Origin of the sequence: Actinoplanes sp. CA-015351 (genome assembly GCF_050955685.1) — a bacterium.
Taxonomy (GTDB): Bacteria; Actinomycetota; Actinomycetes; order Mycobacteriales; family Micromonosporaceae; genus Actinoplanes.
Genome location: NZ_CP192102.1, coordinates 925,191 through 941,517, shown reverse-complemented (window position 1 = coordinate 941,517; position 16,327 = coordinate 925,191). Strand labels below are relative to the sequence as shown.

Sequence of the window (16,327 nt, the reverse complement as noted above, 5' to 3'; positions counted from 1 at the left end):
CGGCGGCGCGGGGCGGGATAGCGGCGCGGGGCGGGATAGCGGCACAGGGCGGGATAGCGGCGCGGGACGGGATAGCGGCGCGGGACGGGATAGCGGCGCAGGGCGGGACGGCGGCGCAGGGCGGGATAGCGGTGCGGGACGGGATAGCGGCGCGGGACGGCCGCGCGGGGCGGAACGGCCAGCCGCCGGGTGGCTTGGCCGTGGGCTTGGTGTTGTTTCCGGGCGTGACGGGGGTCACGATGGGTGGGTCTGGAGGTGCACCAGGTGAACCCGTGGCTTGCGCTCACTCCTGGAGATGACCCGGCCGAGCGGATCCGCCAGGTCGGCCGTGCCCATGAGCGGTTTCTGGCCGGTGATCGCCGGCCGGATCGGATGCGCTCGGTTGTCGCTGACTCGTGGGCCAGGTCGGCCGCGTCGATTGGGGCTGACAACACCGCTCCGATCGATCTCTCCGACGATGACCTCGAGGCTTATCGGTCGGCGCATCCGCTGGCGCAGGTCATGCCGATCTTCCGGGACCTGCTTGGTGGGCTGGCCGAGGACGGCGAGCACATTCTGGCGGTCTGTGACGCGACCGGGCGGCTGCTGTGGGTGGAGGGGCGGCCGGGCACGCTGCGTGGTGCGGCTTCGATGAACTTCGTGCCCGGCGCGCGCTGGGACGAGGCGCACGCCGGCACCAACGCACCGGGCACCGCGCTCGCCGTCGACCACGCCATCCAGATCTTCGCGACCGAGCACTACAGCCGACCCGTCCAGCGGTGGACGTGCGCGGCGGCGCCGATTCACGATCCGGTCAGCGGGCGGCTGCTCGGCGCCATCGACGTGACCGGTGGAGACCATCTGGCCAACCCGCACAGTCTGGCGCTGGTCCGGGCCACGGCGCTGGCCGCTGAGGCGTACCTGGGCGCGGCGAAGCCGGTGAGCGACCGCCCGGCGGTCGCGGCACTGGGCCGGGACGAGGCGATGATCGCGGTGGGTGGGAAGCGGTTGCGGCTCGGACGGCGGCATTCCGAGCTGCTGGTGCTGCTCACCCTGCATCCGGAGGGTCGCACCGGCGATCAGCTGGGCATCGATCTGTACGGCGACGACGTGAACCCGGTGACGATCCGCGCCGAGCTGTCCCGGCTGCGCCGCATCCTCGGTCCGGAACTGCTCGACTCCCGGCCCTACCGGCTGCGCGCCGAGCTGGACGTGGACTTCGTGACGGTGAGCCGGCTGCTGGACGCCGGGCGGGCGGCGGAGGCTCTTTCGGCGTACCCAGGGGTGTTGCTTCCGGCGTCGGACGCGCCCGGCGTGGTCCGGCTGCGCCGGCGGCTGGACGACCGGCTGCGTGCCGCCGTGCTCGCCACCGGCGACCGGAGGTTGCTGCAGACCTGGCTGGGTGGCCCGCTCGGTGCGGAGGACCTGGAGATGTGGGAGGCGTACGCCACGCTGGCCCCGGCCGACCCGATCGCGGCTCGCCGGGTGGCCCAGCTGTCCGACGAATACGAGATCTGCAACGTTCGCGCAACGTCGCCGTAACTAGCGTCCGCCTCGAAGAGGAGGCGAGACTATGACCATCTATACCCCGCCCGGTTCCGACGGATCGATCGTCAGTTACCAGTCGCGCTACGACCACTACATCGGTGGCGAATACGTCCCGCCGGCCAAAGGCCAATACTTCGAGAATCCGTCCCCGGTGAACGGCCGCACCTTCTGCGAGGTCGCCCGGGGCACCGCCGAGGACGTGGAGAGGGCACTGGACGCCGCACACGGCGCGGCCGGCGCGTGGGGCCGCACCTCGCCGACCGAGCGTGCCAACATCCTCAACAAGATCGCCGACCGGATGGAGCAGAACCTCGAGAAGATCGCGGTCGCCGAGGCCTGGGAGAACGGCAAGGCGGTACGCGAGACGCTCGCCGCCGACATCCCCCTCGCCATCGACCACTTCCGCTACTTCGCCGGGGTGATCCGGGCGCAGGAGGGCACAGCGGGCGAGATCGACGAGGACACCGTGGCGTACCACTTCCACGAGCCGCTCGGCGTGGTCGCCCAGATCATCCCGTGGAACTTCCCGATCCTGATGGCCGTCTGGAAGCTGGCGCCCGCCCTGGCCGCCGGCAACGCGGTGGTGCTCAAGCCGGCCGAGCAGACCCCGGCCTCGATCCACTACCTGTTCTCGCTGATCGGCGACCTGATCCCGGCCGGCGTGGTGAACATCGTCAACGGCTTCGGTGTGGAGGCCGGCAAGCCCCTGGCCAGCTCGAACCGGGTCGCCAAGGTCGCGTTCACCGGCGAGACCACCACCGGCCGCCTGATCATGCAGTACGCCTCGGAGAACCTGATCCCGGTCACGCTGGAACTCGGCGGCAAGAGCCCGAACATCTTCTTCGACGACGTCAGCCGGGCCGACGACGACTTCCTGGACAAGTCGCTCGAAGGCTTCGCGATGTTCGCGCTCAACCAGGGCGAGGTCTGCACCTGCCCGTCGCGCGCGCTGATCCAGCAGGGCCACTACTCCGACTTCCTCGCGGCCGGCGTGAAGCGGGTGGAGAACCTGAAGCAGGGTAATCCGCTGGACACCGACACCCAGGTCGGTGCACAGGCCTCCAACGACCAGCTGGAGAAGATCCTGTCGTACCTCGACACCGGCCGGCAGGAGGGCGCTCGGGTTCTGGCCGGCGGCGCTCGCGCGGAGCTGTCCGGCGACCTGGCCGGCGGTTACTACGTCCAGCCGACGATCTTCGAGGGCCGTAACGGGATGCGGATCTTCCAGGAGGAGATCTTCGGCCCGGTCGTGTCGGTCACGCCGTTCGCCGACTTCGACGACGCCATCAAGATCGCAAACGACACTCTGTACGGTCTCGGCGCCGGCGTGTGGACCCGGGACGGGAGTCAGGCGTACCGGGCCGGGCGGGCGATCAAGGCCGGCCGGGTGTGGACGAACTGCTACCACCTGTACCCGGCGCACGCCGCGTTCGGTGGTTACAAGCAGTCCGGCATCGGCCGGGAGAACCACAAGATGATGCTCGACCACTACCAGCAGACGAAGAACCTGCTGGTCAGTTACTCCCCCAAGGCGATGGGCTTCTTCTAGGCCATGGCTGAGTTTACTTTCGCCATGCTCTCCTGGCCCTTGCTTCGCTGCGGTGCAGTCGATCATGGCAACTAGAGTCGACGTCACTCCCGCCGCTGCCGTGATGATGCGGCAGCTGCGGGAGCAGCACGGTCCGTTGATGTTTCACCAGTCCGGCGGCTGCTGCGACGGCAGCTCGCCGATGTGTTATCTGGAGGGTGAATTCCGCACCGGCCAGTCCGATGTGCTGCTGGAGTCTCTGGTGATCGAGGGGGTACCGGAGCCGATCACGTTCTGGATGTCGAGCTCGCAGTTCGAACTCTGGAAGCACACACATCTCACGGTGGACGTGGTCCCCGGTCGCGGCGCCGGCTTCTCGCTGGAAGCGCCGGAGGGGGTCCGGTTCCTGATCCGCTCCCGCCTGCTCACCGAACAGGAGCTGGCCGAGCTGGCCGCGTAAGTTTTTTCACAACCGGGGAGCAATCGAAGGGGCTGAGGCGACTCGGCCCCTTTCGGACATTTACTGCCATGCGCAGGGACTTGCGCTGGTGCGCGATGATACGCCGACATACCTGAGCGCATTACCGTTTTCGAACGAAGCATGCGTACGGGACTGGCGGCCGGACGCACTCCTGAGGCATCGTCGTCAGTCGCCGACGAACCTGGGGAGGAACACTCGATGCGGCTGTCGCACACCCGAAAGGCTGTCACGCTCAGCATTTTGCTGATCATGACAGCTCTTCTCGGACAGGCCGCAGCGGCCCAGACGACGTCGTCACCGACCCCGGTGACCTCGACGCCCGCTACCCCGACGGCTCCATATTCGGAGGCGCCAGCAAGCCCCACAGTCGTGCCGCCCACGAGCAAGCCCGCCGCGGCCAAGCCGAACCCGGCGAAGAGCAGCCGGCGCACCGAGAGCACGAACATCGGCGGCAAGCGCCACCGGCCGCACACCAACGGGCCGGCGCACAGCATCACCACCACCGGCACCGAGGGCGTCGCGCTGACCTTCGACGACGGGCCGGACCCGACGTACACGCCGCAGCTGCTGCAGATGCTCGCCAAGGAGCGGGTGAAGGCGACGTTCTGCGTCGTCGGCACGAACGCCAAGAAGCATCCGGAGCTGATCCGGGAGATCGTCAAGGCCGGCCACTCGCTCTGCAACCACTCGTGGAACCACGATCTCAAGCTCGGCAAGAAGCCGCCCAAGAAGATCAAGGCAGACCTGGAGCGCACCAACGCCGCGATCCGCGCGGCCGTGCCGAACGCGAAGATCAGCTACATGCGGGCGCCCGGCGGCAACTTCACGCCGAACCTGGTGAAGGTCTCCGGCAAGCTCGGCATGGCCCCGCTGTACTGGCAGGTCGACCCGCGCGACTGGGACCAGCCGAAGGGCGAGACACACGCCGACCACCGGAAGAAAATCGTCAAGATCGTGCAGAAGCGCACCCGGAAGGGCTCCGTGATTCTGTCGCACGACAACGCGCAGCCGGACACGATCGAGGCGTACAAGACGTTGCTGCCGTGGCTGCGACGCCACTTCCACCTCGTGGCGCTGTAGAGCCCGGAGCCCGGAGCCCGGAGCCCGGAGCCCTAGTGCGAGGGCGGGATCACGCGCAGGTGGCCCCGGCGACCGGTCTGGTGCCCCGGAGCGTGGTCGGCCTCGTCAGGCCGCGTGGGCACCGGACGGGCGGCCTCGCGGACGGCGTCGGCTAGGGCGACCAGGTCGTCGGTGGTCGGGGGCGGCGGCGCGAAGTCGCCGTCGTGCCGGACCAGTTCCCAGCCGCGCGGTGCGGTGAGGCTGCGGGCGTGCGGCTCGCACAGGTCGTACGTGTGCGGTTCGGCGAAGGCCGCGAGTGGACCGACCACGGCCGTGGAATCGTTGTAGACGTAGGTCAGGGTGGCGACCGCCTGTCGGGGACAGCCGTTCCGGGAGCAGCGCCTTGGTGACCTCACGGCGGCACGTTATCTCTGAATCGGCCGATCTGGGGAGCGTTGCCCTCGCGACACGCCGACCCACAACGCATCACGATTCGGCCATGGCGACAGGACACGCCGCCCCGTTGGGGCGAATTAACAGGTGAGACACACGATGAGAACAGCCTGACCACGTATGTCGCCCGCGTGGGGATACGCTGGCCGCGTGACCACCAGCCCTGAACGCCGCCGGACGGATCCGAAGGCGACGCGCAGCACCGGCCCGGGCCATCCGGCCCGGCGCGACCGGCATGGACGTGGGCTGCGCGGCCGTCTTGTCCCGGCCACCGTGCCGCTGGCCCGCACCAAGGCGGAGATCTTCGACGACCTGGTGCTGGACACGGTCGAGAGCCTCGAGCGGCGGTACGCGAAGGAGCTGGCCGGCGTCGAGTTCGCAGTCGAGGACGTGCCCCCGGAGCTCAACGTCTACGACTCGGACGTGCTCGAGGACGGCGAGGTGCCCCTGGCCCGGCTGCTGCCCGGCCGCCCCGGCCGGCACGAGTTGCCACCGCGGATCGTGCTTTACCGCCGCCCGCTGGAATTCCGGGCGATGGATCGGGAAGACCTCGCCGACCTCGTCCACGATGTGATCATCGAGCAGGTTGCCAACCTGCTCGGCGTCGACCCGGACGAACTGGCTTGAGACGAAACGGCTTGAGTGGCCTCAGGCCACCCGCCGCTTCAACTTTCGACGTTCACGTTCGGACAGTCCACCCCAGATCCCGAAGCGTTCGTCGTGGCCGAGTGCGTACTCGAGACAATCGGCTTTCACGTCGCAGCGACCACAGATGCGCTTGGCCTCGCGCGTCGAGCCGCCCTTCTCCGGAAAGAAGGCTTCCGGGTCGGTCTGCGAACACAGTGCTCGCTCCTGCCACTCGGGGGCGTCCCCGAGCAGGTCGAACCCTTCAACCTGCGTTTCCATCGGCGTGCCTCCATTTTCCGCGTCGGCTGCGAAGCCGACGCTGACCCCCCACGCACGCGGCGTGTTTCTGTGGGTTCGATGCGAAATGAGCGCATCGTCCCCACAACCCCACCAAAATTACACGCGTGTAAGACGTGCGTCGTCAAGCCGAACCTGATAAATAGGCCCGTTCCTGCAAGCGTCGAGGACGCTTCACGGCCCCCGTTCCTGCCCTATCTCCCGGAGCCACCGGAAGGTAACGCGGGCTCGGGCGGTCACGTCCAATTTAACCCGTTTTGTAACTTAGTGGCAGGGGGTCCCCCGGAGCGGGTCCGCCGAATGGATCAAGTGGTCAGTGGTGGTCGTAGACAGTGGCCCCTCCCGCGAGCGGCAAAAGCGCACGCCAGGGCCGGGGTTCGGGGCTGATCTCCAGCGCCAGTCCGTCCGGACCGGACAGCGCCGCGACGTGCGCGGACAGGTGAGGATCGAGCCAGCCCTCCTCGGCGCGGCGGACGTACTCCGGGTAGATCGTGAGCCGCTCTCGCAGCTCGAACCCGGATCGGGCGGACCTCTCCCGCAGGTTGTCGATCTGGGGCCACGGGCGCTCGGGGTTCACGTGGTCCGGCGTCACCGGCGAGACGCCACCCCAGTCGTCGATCCCGGCGCGCAACAGCAGCGGGAACTCCTGGTCGATCAGGTTCGGCGGCGCCTGGATCCGGGCTCGCGGGCCCATCAGGATCCGGGCCACGGCCACCGTGGCGGCCAGTTCCCGCAGTTCGGCGTCGGGCATGCCGCGCATCGCCGTGTCCGGCTTCGCGCGGAAGTTCTGGATGATGACCTCCTGGATGTGCCCGTACTCCTGGGCTGTCCGCCGGATCGCGAAGAGCGAGTCGGCTCGCTCGGCGATGTTTTCCCCGATGCCGATCAGGATGCCGGTGGTGAACGGGACACCGGCCCGGCCGGCGTCGTCCAGCACCCGCAGCCGGACCGCCGGCTCCTTGTCGGGCGAGCCGTAGTGCGGGCCGCCCTTCTCCGACCAGAGCCGGGTGGCGGTGGTCTCCAGCATCATCCCCATGCTCGGCGAGACCGGTTTCAGCCACTGGAGCTCGTCGAAGGTCATCACACCGGGGTTGAGGTGCGGCAGCAGGCCGGTCTCGGTAAGCACGGCGGTCGCGCAGGCGCGGACGTAATCGAGGGTCGACTCGTAACCACGCTCGTCGAGCCACTGCCGGGCCGCCGGCCAGCGCGCCTCAGGACGGTCACCGAGGGTGAACAGCGCTTCCTTGCAGCCCTTTGCGGCGCCCTGCCGGGCGATCTCCAGGACCTCGTCCAGCTCCAGGTACGCGGACGGCAGTCGATGCGGCACGGTCGCAAACGTGCAGTAATGACATCGATCCTGGCAGAGCCGGGTGAGCGGGATGAAAACCTTGCGAGAGTACGTGACCACGCCGGGCCGGCCGGCCTCCAGCAGGCCGGCATCGCGCACACCGCCCGCGATGGCCAGCAACTCGTCGAATTGATCGCCTTCGGCCCCGAGCAGCGCGATCGCGTCGTCCACATCGATCGACTCGCCACCCGCGGCGCGGCGCAGGGCTCGCTGAATGCTCGCCGGTACCGGTTCCACGTTGACCTCTACCACGCAAAGCAGCCTAGGCCGGAATCGTTTCTGCCGCCCCCATGGTCAGCGGGCCAGGCAGTGTCGTGGAACACGGTGGCCCCGAGGCGAGACGCCCCGGGGCCGGGTCGTCACTGACGCGGCGGGTCCTGATCGGCCGGACCGAAACCGGGCCGGTCGGAGGGGACGCCACCAGGCTGGTTCTCGGTGGTGGGAACGACCTGGGTGGGCTCCGAGAAAGACGCAGACGCAGACGCGGCCGGGACCGGAGCGGCCGGGACCGGAGCGGCGGGGACCGGAGCGGCCGGGACCGGCGGCTGCCCATGAACCGGCGGCTGGTTCCATCCGGGCGGCGGACCCTGCGGCGGACCCTGCGGCGGACCCTGCGGCGGACCCTGCGGCGGGCCGAATCCCGGCGGCGGCGCCGGATAACCCGGCTGCGGCTGACCCCACGGCTGCTGAGGCGACCCGAAAGGCGGCTGCTGACCCTGCGGGCCAGCAAAACCCGGCTGCCCGTAAACACCCTGCGGTCCGCCATAACCCTGTGGGCCACCAAAACCCTGCGGCCCGTTATAACCCTGCGGGCCACCGAAACCCGGCTGCCCGTAAACACCCTGCGGCCTCGGCACCGTGAACACCCCGCGCCAGATCTGCCAGACCGCGTACGCCGCCAGCCCGAACAGCGCCAGCCAGGCCACTCGCTCCAGCAGCTCCAGCAGCGCCGAACCCGGCGATGTCGACGCGATGTTGCTGACCCCGAACAGCACGCCGAAGACGAGCCCGAAGAAGGCCACCACTCCGTACTCCACGAGAGCGACAAGCGTGATGGTCCGGGCCTGCGGGTGCACCGGCTTCACGGCCAGGGAGAGCACCACTGCGGCGATTGGGAAGAAGATCGTCGCGAGGTTCACAAAACTGCCGAAGCTGTACTGGGTGCGGTGCAGGAAATCCTCGCCGAACATGTCGAGGACCGCGACGAACAGGATGACGGCCGGGACCCCGGCCAGCGCGTACACGGCCCAGTCGCGCAACGGCCGCAGGAACTGCCCGATCGGCTTGTCGCCGGCCGGGGCAGGCGGCGGTGATGTGGTCACGGTTACTCCCGGTGCGTATCTGACGGAGGGCCAGCGTAAACCGGCACCCACAACCCGTCGCGCCGACGCGGGTGCGGGAGGATGTAGGAATGCGGATCGTGGTCCTTACCGGGGGTATCGGCGGCGCCCGGTTCCTCCTCGGCGTGCGCGAGCACGCCCGCGCCATCGGCGCCGACGTCACCGCCGTGGTCAATGTCGGCGACGACGTACGCATGCACGGCCTTCAGATCTGTCCCGACCTGGACAGCGTCATGTACACGCTGGGCGGCGCCGCCGACCCGGACCGCGGCTGGGGCCGGGTCGGCGAGACCTGGGTCGTCAAGGAGGAGCTGGCGAAGTACGGCGTGGAGCCGTCCTGGTTCGGGCTTGGCGACAAGGACACCGCCACCCACCTGGTACGCACGACGATGCTGAACGCCGGCTATCCCCTCTCCGCGGTGACCGCCGCTCTCTGTGAGCGCTGGCAGCCCGGCATCACGCTGCTCCCGGCCACCGACGACCGTCTGGAGACGCACGTCGTCGTGGACGTCGACGGCGAGCGCAAGGTGATCCACTTCCAGGAGTGGTGGGTGCGTCATCGGGGCAACGTGCCGACACACAACTTCGTCTTCCGCGGCGCCGACGTGGCGAAACCGGGTGCGGGCGTCCTGGACGCGATCGGTCAGGCCGACGTCGTGCTGGTCGCCCCGAGCAATCCGGTGGTCAGCATCGCGCCGATTCTCGCCGTACCCGCTCTGAAAGAGGCCGTGGCGAACGGCCCGGCGCCGGTGATCGGGGTGTCACCCATCATCGGTGGCGCGCCGGTGCGCGGGATGGCCGACAAGTGCCTGGCCACGCTCGGGGTCGAGGTGAGCGCGGCCGGTGTCGGCCGGATGTACGGCCCACGCGCCGAAGGAGGCCTGCTGGACGGCTGGCTTGTCGACACGTCGGACGCCGGCGCCGAGGTCCCGGGCGTGCGCACCAAGGCGGTGCCGCTCTGGATGAAGGACGAATCCCTGACCGCGGCGATGGTCGCGGAAGCACTGGAGCTAGCAAAATGAAGCTCGAGATCCTCCCGATACACGGCATCGGCGACGTGACCGCCGGCGACGACCTCGCCGAGCTGATCACGAACGCGGCGCCCTGGCTCGCCGACGGTGACATTCTGGTGGTGACCAGCAAGATCGTGTCGAAGGCCGAAGGACGCCTCGTCGAGGTGCCGGCCGACGGCCCGGAGCGCGAGGAGGCCAGGCAGCAGGTGCTCGCCGGCGAGACCGCCCGGGTGGTGGCCCGTCGCGGTCCCACCACGATCGTGCAGACCCACCACGGTTTCGTGATGGCCGCGGCCGGCATCGACGCCTCGAACGTCGACAAGACGCACCTGGTGCTTCTCCCGGCCGACCCGGACGCCTCGGCCCGTGCCCTGCGCGACAATCTGAAAGCCCGCAAGAAGAACGTCGCGGTGATCATTTCCGACACGATGGGCCGGGCCTGGCGCAACGGTCTCACCGATGTGGCGCTCGGAGCGGCGGGTATCGAAGCGGTCCGCGATCACCGGGGCGAGATCGATCCGTACGGTAACGAACTCGTCCTCACCCAGATGGCCGTGATCGACGAGCTCTCGGCCGCGGCCGAGCTGGTCAAGGGCAAGTCGGACCAGGTGCCGGTTGCGGTGATCCGCGGTTATCCGGAAACCGGCGAAGGCAACGGCGCGAAAGAGCTGATCCGGGACACCGCGAGCGACATGTTCAGCCTGGGCACCGCCGAGGCCCGCGCCCAGGGCCTGCGCGACGCGGCCCTGCTGGACGCCGATGAAGTGACCACGGCCCAGCGGGCACTCGAAATCGTGCGAACCGGCGCTCTGCGCCTCACCCCCGCCGGTCCCGCTCCAGCGGACTTCTTGCGCTTGGGCGCCGAGACCCATCGGGTACGCACAATGCTCGCGGCCGATGGACACAGGACAACCGTGGTCTTCGACGACACGGGAGCAACGATCGAGGTGACCGGATGAGCGCCCTGTACGACGACGCCGCAAAGGTTCTCAGCGCCTGGGCCGCCACCTCGGAAGACGCCGAGCTGGCCCGCAAACGCACCCTCGACCTGCTCGCCGACGGCCCGGAGGCGATGACCCGGGCACACCGGGCCGGCCACGTGACGGCCAGCGCGCTGATCGTCGACGACGCCGGCCGGGTCCTGCTCTGCCTGCACGGACGGCTCGGCATGTGGATGCAGCTCGGCGGGCACTGCGAGCCCGGCGACACCACCCTTGCTGCTGCCGCGTTGCGTGAGGCCACCGAGGAGTCCGGCATCGACGGCCTGGTCATCGACCCGGAGCCGATCGACATCGACATCCACGAGGTCCGCTGCGGCGCCGCCGACGGCGCGCCGGCAGAGCCGTCGGTCCACTTCGACGTGCGGTTCCTGGTACGCAGCCCGGCCGGCGCGACCGAGCGGATCAGCGAGGAGTCCGCTGATCTCGCCTGGTTCACGCCGGACGACCTGCCGAGCCCGCTGGCGTCCGGAACCGTCCGCCAGATCGCACCCGCCTTGAAGCGGATCGGCTAGATGTAACCGTGGTGGCCGAGTTCCTTGAGCTCGTCCACCAGGTGCTTGACCTCCTGCGCCCGCTCACGGGGGCAGACCAGCACCGCGTCCGGGGTGTCCACGATGACCAGATCGCGGACGCCCATGGCGGCCACCAGCCGGCCCGAGGACGGCAGCACGACGAGGTTTTCGGTGTCGCGCAGCAGCACCGTCGGCCGCTCCACGTCGCCGTCCCTGCCGACTATCACGTTGCCGGCCGGGTCAGCGGTGAGCACCTCACCGAGGGTGTGGAAGTCGCCGACGTCGTTCCAGCCGAAGTCGCCCGGGATGGTGCCGACCCGGCCGACGGTGGCCGCGCCTTCCATCACCGCGTAATCCACCGAGATCCGCGGCAGGGTCGGCCAGACCTCGCCGAGAACCTCCTCGCGGCCGGCCGTGTCCCAGGCCTGCGCGATCCGGCTGACACCGGAGGCCAGTTGCGGCTGCTGCCGGGCCAGCTCAGCGAGGAACACGTCGACGCGCCAGACGAACATGCCGGCGTTCCACAGGTAGTTACCGGACTTCACGTAGCTCTCGGCGACCTCGTAGGACGGTTTCTCCTTGAACTCCTCGACCCGCAGGACCGGGCCGTCGGCGGACTCGCCGCCGCACTGGAGGTAGCCGTACCCGGTTTCCGGGCGGGTCGGGGTGATGCCCAGGGTCATCAGCAGACCCTGCTGCGCGCCGGCCATCGCCTTGCGGATGACCGAGGCGAACTCTTCCTTGTCGGCGATCAGGTGATCGGACGCGAAGGAGCCCATGATCGCTTCCGGGTCGCGGCGGGCGATGACCGCGGCGGCCAGGGCGATCGCCGCGCACGAGTCCCGTGGCGACGGTTCGACAAGAACGTTTTCCTCGGGGACCGAGGCGAGCTGACGGGAGACCGCCGCGGCGTGCGCGACGCCGGTCACCACAAACATCCGTTCGGGTGACGTCAGCGTGTCCAGCCGGTCCACCGTGGCCTGCAACAAAGAGGCCGGCGTACCGGTCAGGGGGTGAAGGAATTTGGGATGACCGGCGCGGGACAGTGGCCAGAGACGGGTTCCGGTGCCCCCGGCCAGAACCACGCCATATAGCACAGACTGTTCGTCGTTCATGTGCGGAGAGTGTAGTAGATGATCATGCAACGACCCGATTCCACGTTGTTACATGTACCTCCGCGCTGGAGGCCCATGTGAACTCCTTCGCACGGTCGAAACCTGCCTTCGCGAGGGTCTGCCGGCGATGCTCGTCGTGCAGCAGGTCAGCGAGGTCCTCGGCGATCCGCTCGGGCGCCTCGGTGGTGTAGGCGACCGCGTCACCACCCACCTCGGGCAGCGAGAGACGCGGGGTCGTCAGCACCGGGGCGCCGCACGCCATCGCCTCCAGGATCGGCAGGCCGAAACCCTCACCGAAGGACGGGTAACAGGCCACCAGCGCGCCACCGAGGAAGCCGGGCAGGTCCGCGTACCGCAGGTAGCCCGGCCGGAGCAGGCGCAGGTGCGGAGGCATCTCCGCGACGGCCCGGTCGATGTCGTCGTCGTGACCCTGACCGCCGGCGATCACCAGAGCCGGCGGGTGCGGCCAGTCGGCCACCGCGCGAGCCCAGCCACGGATCAGGTTCGGCACGTTCTTGCGGGGCTCCTTGGCACCGAGGAACGCGACGTAACCGGAGTCGCCGAGGCCGAGGCGGGCACGGACGCGCGCTTTCTCCTCCTCGGTCGGCCGGTGGAAGGCACCCTGGTCAACGCCGTGGTACGCCACGTCGATCCGGGTCGGGTCGGCATCGAGGAGCCGGATCAGCTCGTCACGGGTGGCCTTGCTCGGCACGATCACCCGCGCTGCGCGCCGCATCGAGGTCTTGATGGCGCTGCGGAAGAACGTCCGCTTCGTGTTGTCGTAGTGCTCCGGCTCGGTGAAGAACGTCGCGTCGTGCACCGTCACGGTGACCGGGCAACCGGCCCGCAGTGGGCACGTGTAGAACGGCGAGTGCAGCACCTCGGCGCCGACCTGCTGGGCCAGCAGCGGCAGACCCGTCTGCTCCCAGGCCAGGCGGGCCGGGCGGTGCACGATCGCGGCCGGGGCCGGGATCACCTCCGCCTCAGGCAGCATGCGGCGGTAACGCTCCGCGTCCGCCCGCTGGGCCACCACCGCGAGGTTCACCCGGTCCGGGCCGAGCTGCCCGAGGGCTCCGAGCAATCCGTCGACGTATCTGCCGACTCCACCTCTGTCAGCGGGCACACTTGTGGCGTCGACCAGCACTCGCGGGGGGCGACCGGGGGTCACGAGGCATCTCCTTGGCATCTCTGACGTACCGAAGCTGCGTTGGATCTCAAGAGCAACGTCATTCCCGAGGGTACGCCCGGAAGGCTTCAAGGAAGTGTCCGCGACACCGCGACATCACGGTCGTTCCGCCGCCATCACGGACAGTGATCCATCTATCGTGAGGGCGGTGACGAACACGATTACCCAGGCATTCGCGGCCGCAGTCCGGCGTGATCCGACCGCACCGCTCCTGACCTGGTACGACGATGCCTCCGGAGATCGCACCGAGCTCTCCGGCGCGACCCTGGACAACTGGGTCTCCAAGAGCGCGAACATGCTGGTCGACGGCGTCGGACTGGGCCACGGCGACATCGTGGCCCTGATTCTCCCGCCGCACTGGCAGACTGCGGCGCTGCTCCTCGGCGTCTCGGTGGCCGGCCTCGCCGCCGACCTCGGCGAGGAGCCGCAGCCGGTCGAGGCGGTCTTCACCACTCCCGACCTGGTCGTGCGGGCGACCGCGTGGTCCGCCCTGGACCGGTACGCCACCGGCCTGCTGCCACTCGCCATGCCGCTGCGCACCCTGCCCGAGGGGTACGCCGATTACGTCACCGAGGTCCGTAACTACGGCGACCACTTCCGGGGCGGCGCACCCGTCGACCCGGCCGACCTGGCCCTGTCTGGCCCTTACGAACTCAGCCACTCCGACGTGATCGAGGCCGCCACCGAGCGGGCCGCCGAACTCGGCATCGCCGCCGGCGACCGGGTGCTCGTCGACACGGCGGTGCACCCGGAAGCCGCGGACTGGCTGCTCGCACCGCTGGTGGCCGGCGCATCGGTGGTGCTCTGCGCCAACCTGGACCGGGCCAAGCTGGAGTCCCGGATCACCAGTGAAAAGGTCAGCGTTTCGCTCGTTTGAGGGCGAGATCCGCGAAGGCGGTCAGCGACTCCGGGTTGGCCAGGGCGCCCTTGGCCGCCGCTTTTTCCACGGGAGTGCCGGTGAGGATCCGCTTCACCGGCACCTCCAGCTTCTTGCCGGAGAGAGTGTGCGGCACTGCGCGTACCTGATAGGCGGCGTCGGGGACGTGGCGCGGTGAAAGCGCGGCACGGAGCTCTCGCGCGATCCGGCCGCGGAGGTCGTCGTCCAGTTCCAGGCCTTCGGTGAGCACCACGAAGAGCAGCAGCTCGCCGTTCGGGTCGCCGGGAGTGTCCAGGTGCACGACAAGCGAGTCGGCGACCTCGGGCAGGCTCTCCACCACCGAGTAGAACTCGGCGGTGCCCAGGCGCACGCCGCCTCGGTTCAGCGTGGCGTCCGACCGGCCGGTGATCACGCAGGTGCCGTCCTCGGCGATGGTGATCCAGTCACCGTGCCGCCAGATGCCCGGGAAGATGTCGAAGTAGGCCTCCCGGTACCGCGAGCCGTCCGTGTCGCCCCAGAAACCGACAGGCATGCTCGGCATCGGCGCGGTGATCACGAGTTCGCCCAGCTCGCCGATGACCGGTTTACCCTCGCTGTCGTAAGCCTCGACCCGGGCGCCGAGGATGCGCCCGGAGATCACCCCGGCGCGGACCGGCAGCAGCGGCGCGCCGCCGACGAAACCGGTGCACACGTCGGTGCCGCCGGAGAGTGAGAGCAGCTGGAGTTCGCTGCCGACCGCCTCGTAGACCCAGGCGAAACCCTCAGGTGGCAGCGGCGCCCCGGTCGAACCGACGCCCTTGAGCCGCTTGCGCGGCGTCAGACCCGCCTTGCGGCAGGCCATCAGGAACGGTGCCGAGGTGCCGAAGTACGTGATCCCGGCGGTGTCCACCAGGTCCCAGAGCGTCTCCAGGCCCGGCCAGCCCGGGTTGCCGTCGAACATCACGATCGACGACCCCACTGCCGGGCCGCTGACCAGGAAGTTCCACATCATCCAGCCGGTCGTGGTGAACCAGAAGAAGCGGTCGTCCGGTCCGAGATCGTGGTGCAGGGCAAGAGTCTTGAGGTGTTCGAGCAGGATGCCGCCGTGACCGTGAATGATCGGTTTCGGGAGGCCGGTGGTGCCGGAGCTGTAGAGCACGTAGAGCGGGTGGTCGAAGGCGACGGGTTCGAATTCCATCGGTTCGTCACCAGTGAGCTGGTCCCAGTCACCTTCATCAGGGTTGAGATAACCGATGGTGACGACGTGCTCGATCGACGGGATCGCTTGCGCAATATCGGATATTTCGTCTTTTCTGCTGATCGCTTTGTCGCCGTATCGATAGCCGTCCGTCGCCACCAGGACCTTCGGTTCGATCTGGCTCCAGCGGTCGATCACGCTGCGGGCGCCGAACTCCGGCGCGCACGACGAGAAGATCGCGCCGAGACTCGCGGTCGCGAGCATCAGCACATAGGTTTCCGGGATGTTCGGCGCATAGGCCGCGACTCGGTCACCCTTGCCGACACCCCGGGCCTTCAGCCCGGCACGGACGCGGGAGACCTGGTCACGCAGCTGCCGGGCGGTCAGTTCCACCGGTTCACGGCTTTGTGAGTACGCGTAAACGACGGTGTCGTCATCAGATCGGCCGGGGATCCGCAGCACGTTCTCCGCGTAGTTCAGCGTCGCGCCGGGGAACCAGCGCGCCCCAGGCATCGTGGCGCCGCCTCCGCTTTCGCGTGCGTTTCCGCCCTCGCCTTCGCCGAGTACGGCCGTCGGCTGGTCGTGCGCGATTACCCCGAAGTAGTCCCAGATCGACTGCCAGAACCCGGTCAGGTCGGTGACCGACCAATCCCAGAGAGCCGCGTAATCGGCGAAGACGAGACCGCGCTCGCTCTCCAGCCACGCCAGGTAACGGCCGATCCGGGAGGTCTCCCGGATGTCGGCCGGCGGCTCCCACAACACTGTGTCCGTCGTCACCGTCATGCG

Annotated in this window: 15 protein-coding genes and 1 pseudogene; 9 read left to right on the top strand and 7 right to left on the bottom strand. The window is 69.0% G+C overall.

Annotation, left to right across the window (positions count from 1 at the left end; genetic code table 11):
• Positions 1 to 264 precede the first annotated feature (264 nt).
• The 4 genes from ACQP2E_RS04275 to ACQP2E_RS04260 all read left to right on the top strand — a co-directional run bounded on the left by ACQP2E_RS04275 (position 265) and on the right by ACQP2E_RS04260 (position 4,616).
• Positions 265 to 1,521, top strand: a complete 1,257-nt coding sequence (locus ACQP2E_RS04275) for a GAF domain-containing protein (protein WP_433828571.1) — start codon at positions 265 to 267, stop codon at positions 1,519 to 1,521.
• A gap of 31 nt (positions 1,522 to 1,552) precedes the next feature.
• The gene (gene exaC / locus ACQP2E_RS04270) at positions 1,553 to 3,076 is read left to right on the top strand and encodes an acetaldehyde dehydrogenase ExaC (RefSeq protein ID WP_433828570.1); all 1,524 of its coding nucleotides are present in this window, start codon (positions 1,553 to 1,555) and stop codon (positions 3,074 to 3,076) included.
• Positions 3,077 to 3,140: 64 nt separating this feature from the next.
• On the top strand, positions 3,141 to 3,515 hold the full coding sequence (locus tag ACQP2E_RS04265; RefSeq protein WP_433828569.1) for a DUF779 domain-containing protein: 375 nt from the start codon (positions 3,141 to 3,143) through the stop codon (positions 3,513 to 3,515).
• A gap of 270 nt (positions 3,516 to 3,785) precedes the next feature.
• Positions 3,786 to 4,616 (top strand): polysaccharide deacetylase family protein, encoded by an 831-nt coding sequence (locus ACQP2E_RS04260; protein ID WP_433828567.1) that lies wholly within the window; start codon positions 3,786 to 3,788, stop codon positions 4,614 to 4,616.
• Between the two features lie 32 nt (positions 4,617 to 4,648).
• On the opposite strand, the gene ACQP2E_RS04255 is transcribed toward ACQP2E_RS04260, so the two are convergent.
• The gene (locus ACQP2E_RS04255) at positions 4,649 to 5,011 is read right to left on the bottom strand and encodes a DUF3499 domain-containing protein (RefSeq protein ID WP_433828566.1); all 363 of its coding nucleotides are present in this window, start codon (positions 5,009 to 5,011) and stop codon (positions 4,649 to 4,651) included.
• Positions 5,012 to 5,198: 187 nt separating this feature from the next.
• Between ACQP2E_RS04255 and ACQP2E_RS04250 the strand changes: the two genes are divergently transcribed.
• On the top strand, positions 5,199 to 5,675 hold the full coding sequence (locus tag ACQP2E_RS04250) for a metallopeptidase family protein (RefSeq protein WP_370457816.1): 477 nt from the start codon (positions 5,199 to 5,201) through the stop codon (positions 5,673 to 5,675).
• A gap of 21 nt (positions 5,676 to 5,696) precedes the next feature.
• Here the strand turns inward: ACQP2E_RS04250 and ACQP2E_RS04245 are convergent, their stop codons facing one another.
• From ACQP2E_RS04245 to ACQP2E_RS04235, 3 genes and pseudogenes are all read right to left on the bottom strand, one after another.
• Positions 5,697 to 5,954, bottom strand: a complete 258-nt coding sequence (locus ACQP2E_RS04245) for a WhiB family transcriptional regulator (RefSeq protein WP_111648315.1) — start codon at positions 5,952 to 5,954, stop codon at positions 5,697 to 5,699.
• Positions 5,955 to 6,333: 379 nt separating this feature from the next.
• Positions 6,334 to 7,572, bottom strand: a pseudogene (gene cofG / locus ACQP2E_RS04240) (7,8-didemethyl-8-hydroxy-5-deazariboflavin synthase CofG); the annotation flags it as partial.
• A 107-nt stretch (positions 7,573 to 7,679) separates the two neighbouring features.
• A complete protein-coding gene (locus ACQP2E_RS04235) occupies positions 7,680 to 8,642 on the bottom strand; it encodes a hypothetical protein (protein ID WP_433828565.1) in 963 nt (320 codons plus the stop codon).
• Positions 8,643 to 8,731: 89 nt separating this feature from the next.
• Here ACQP2E_RS04235 and cofD point away from each other — a divergent pair, with 89 nt between their 5' ends.
• Genes cofD through ACQP2E_RS04220 form a run of 3 tightly spaced genes read left to right on the top strand, consistent with a single transcriptional unit; the run spans position 8,732 to position 11,186 of the window.
• The gene (gene cofD / locus ACQP2E_RS04230) at positions 8,732 to 9,682 is read left to right on the top strand and encodes a 2-phospho-L-lactate transferase (RefSeq protein WP_433828563.1); all 951 of its coding nucleotides are present in this window, start codon (positions 8,732 to 8,734) and stop codon (positions 9,680 to 9,682) included.
• Entirely contained in the window at positions 9,679 to 10,632 is a 954-nt protein-coding gene (locus ACQP2E_RS04225) for a coenzyme F420-0:L-glutamate ligase (protein WP_433828562.1), read from the top strand. Before cofD ends, ACQP2E_RS04225 begins: the two co-directional genes overlap by 4 nt.
• Positions 10,629 to 11,186, top strand: a complete 558-nt coding sequence (locus ACQP2E_RS04220) for an NUDIX hydrolase (protein ID WP_433828561.1) — start codon at positions 10,629 to 10,631, stop codon at positions 11,184 to 11,186. The genes ACQP2E_RS04225 and ACQP2E_RS04220 overlap by 4 nt, the downstream gene beginning before the upstream one ends.
• On the opposite strand, the gene ACQP2E_RS04215 is transcribed toward ACQP2E_RS04220, so the two are convergent.
• Both ACQP2E_RS04215 and ACQP2E_RS04210 read right to left on the bottom strand, forming a co-directional pair.
• Positions 11,183 to 12,301 (bottom strand): mannose-1-phosphate guanylyltransferase, encoded by a 1,119-nt coding sequence (locus ACQP2E_RS04215; protein ID WP_433828560.1) that lies wholly within the window; start codon positions 12,299 to 12,301, stop codon positions 11,183 to 11,185. The two genes, ACQP2E_RS04220 and ACQP2E_RS04215, sit on opposite strands and share 4 nt — an antisense overlap.
• 22 nt (positions 12,302 to 12,323) lie before the next feature.
• On the bottom strand, positions 12,324 to 13,469 hold the full coding sequence (locus tag ACQP2E_RS04210; protein WP_433828559.1) for a glycosyltransferase family 4 protein: 1,146 nt from the start codon (positions 13,467 to 13,469) through the stop codon (positions 12,324 to 12,326).
• A 166-nt stretch (positions 13,470 to 13,635) separates the two neighbouring features.
• On the opposite strand from ACQP2E_RS04210, the gene ACQP2E_RS04205 reads away from it, so the two are divergent.
• Positions 13,636 to 14,364, top strand: coding sequence for a TIGR03089 family protein (locus ACQP2E_RS04205; protein WP_433828558.1), 729 nt, complete (start codon positions 13,636 to 13,638; stop codon positions 14,362 to 14,364).
• On the opposite strand, the gene ACQP2E_RS04200 is transcribed toward ACQP2E_RS04205, so the two are convergent.
• The gene (locus tag ACQP2E_RS04200; protein WP_433828557.1) at positions 14,345 to 16,324 is read right to left on the bottom strand and encodes an acetoacetate--CoA ligase; all 1,980 of its coding nucleotides are present in this window, start codon (positions 16,322 to 16,324) and stop codon (positions 14,345 to 14,347) included. The two genes, ACQP2E_RS04205 and ACQP2E_RS04200, sit on opposite strands and share 20 nt — an antisense overlap.
• Positions 16,325 to 16,327 lie beyond the last annotated feature (3 nt).